Here is a 2,026-nt window from a genome sequence, read left to right on the forward strand (position 1 = left end):
CGAATACGCAAGCGACGAGGACATCGCCGCCGGCGCCGACGTCCTGCTCGCAGCCACGCTCGCGGCGGCCACGCAATGACGCGGACGCGAATTCAGGCCGGGGCCGTTTGCGGCAGCGGGGCGGACATCGCCGCGACCGCTTCCTCGAGCGGCCGCATGTGTTCCGCGATGGCCCTGCGGATGGTCACCAGCGTGCGCTCGATGGGAAAAGACCAGGAATTTCATGGTGTCCTTGGCGCGTGCGCACCTGCGGCGTCGGCCGCACGTCCTGGGGAAGGCCCTTCTTGCCGGATGGGCTGCAGCGTGGCGGGGGTGGCCGTGGCGGCTGCGGTGGGGTGAGCGCGCTTGCCGCGCAGGCGGCGCAGCAGGCGCGTGGTCCATTGTCCGAAGTCGTCGACCCCCGTGAACACCGCCGGAATCACCAACAGGCTGAGCAGCGTGGAGGTGATCAACCCGCCGATCACCGCCACCGCCATCGGTGAGCGAAAGCTCGGGTCGGCCGCACCCACGCCCAGCGCGATGGGCAGCATGCCCGCGCCCATGGCGAGCGTGGTCATGATGATCGGACGCGCGCGTTTGTGGCAGGCGTCGAGCAACGCATCCTGAAGCGTCATACCCCGCTCGCGCCGCGCCAAAATGGCGTATTCGACCAGCAAGATGGAGTTCTTGGTGGCGATTCCCATGAGCATGATGAGCCCGATGAGCGAGGGCATGGAAAAGCTCTTTTGCGCAATCAGCAGCCCCACGAAGGCGCCGCCGATCGACAGCGGCAACGCCGCCAGAATGGTCACCGGGTGCAGAAAGTCCTTGAACAACAGCACGAGCACGATGTAGATGCACAGCACGCCGGTGAGCATGGCCAGGGAGAAGCTGGCGAACAGCAGGCCCATCTCCTCGGCGTCGCCGATCTTGATCTGGCGCACGCCCGGTGGCAGGTTGTTGATCGAAGGCAGGGCCTGCACCGCCTTGTCAACCTTGCCCAGTTCCAGGTCGGCGAGTTCGATCTCGAAGTTCACGTTGCGTGCGCGGTCGTAGCGGTTCACCTCCGCGGGGCCGCTGCTGAACTCCAGCGTGGCCACCTGACCGAGCATCACCGGGCCCTTGCTGCCCGGCACCGTGAGGCGCTCGAGCAGCGCCAGGTCCTGGCGCGCGTCGTCCTGCAGCTTGACGACGATGGGGATCTGGCGCGACGCCAGGTTGAGCTGGGGCAGCGACACATCGTAGTCGCCCACGGTGGCGATGCGCAGCGTCTCGGCGATGGCGCTGCTGGTCACGCCCAGGTCGGCGGCGCGTGCAAAGTCCGGGCGCACGGCAATCTCGGATTGCACCAGGCTGGCCGTGGACGCGATCCCGCCCAGGCCCTCGATGCTGCGCAGGTCCTTCTCCAAGGCCAGCGCGGCGTTGCCCAGCGCCTGCGGGTCCTCGCCCGAAAGCACGAGCATGTATTTCCCGGCTGAACCGCCGAGGCCGACCTTGCTGCGCACGCCGGGCAGGGACACCAGCGCCGCGCGGATTGCGTTCTCGATGAGTTGCTTGCGCGGCCGCTCGCGGCGTGCGGAGAGCATGACGGTGAGCGTGGCCTTGCGCGTTTGCTCAGCCGCCGCCGCCGCGAACGGGTCCGCTCCGGCCGAACCGCCGCCGATGGTGGTGTACGTGCTTTGCACGTGCTCCACGCGGGCGATGCGCTGGCGCGCGTCTTCGGCCACGGAGCGCATCTGCGCCAGCGTGCTGCCCGGCGACAGTTCCAGGTGCACCTGCGTCTGCGAGTTGTCGTCGGGCGGGATGAAACCCGTGGGCAGCATCGGGATGAGCGCCAGCGAGCCGAAGAAGAACACCGCCGTCGCCAGATAGGTCAGCCCGCGGTGCCGGATGCACCATGCCGCCCAGCGCAGATACACGCGCATCCAGCGCGGGTCCTGGTGCCTATCCACGATGGGCCGCAGGAGGTAGGCCGCCATCATCGGCGTCAGCGCGCGCGCCACCACCAGGCTGGCGAACACCGCGAGCGACGCCGTCCAGCCGAACT

Annotated in this window: 2 protein-coding genes; both read right to left on the reverse strand. The window is 68.5% G+C overall.

What is annotated here, in order from left to right; all coding sequences use genetic code 11:
- Nucleotides 1-225: hypothetical protein (locus tag VTU_RS35180; protein ID WP_236610826.1), on the reverse strand; the 225-nt coding region annotated here is incomplete at its 3' end.
- On the reverse strand, nt 222-2,026 hold a 1,805-nt coding region (locus VTU_RS29215), incomplete at its 5' end, for an efflux RND transporter permease subunit (RefSeq protein WP_010108541.1). The genes VTU_RS29215 and VTU_RS35180, both read right to left, overlap by 4 nt.

The sequence above is a fragment of the Verminephrobacter aporrectodeae subsp. tuberculatae At4 genome (assembly GCF_000193225.1).
GTDB classification, from domain to species: Bacteria; Pseudomonadota; Gammaproteobacteria; order Burkholderiales; family Burkholderiaceae_C; genus Acidovorax; species Acidovorax aporrectodeae.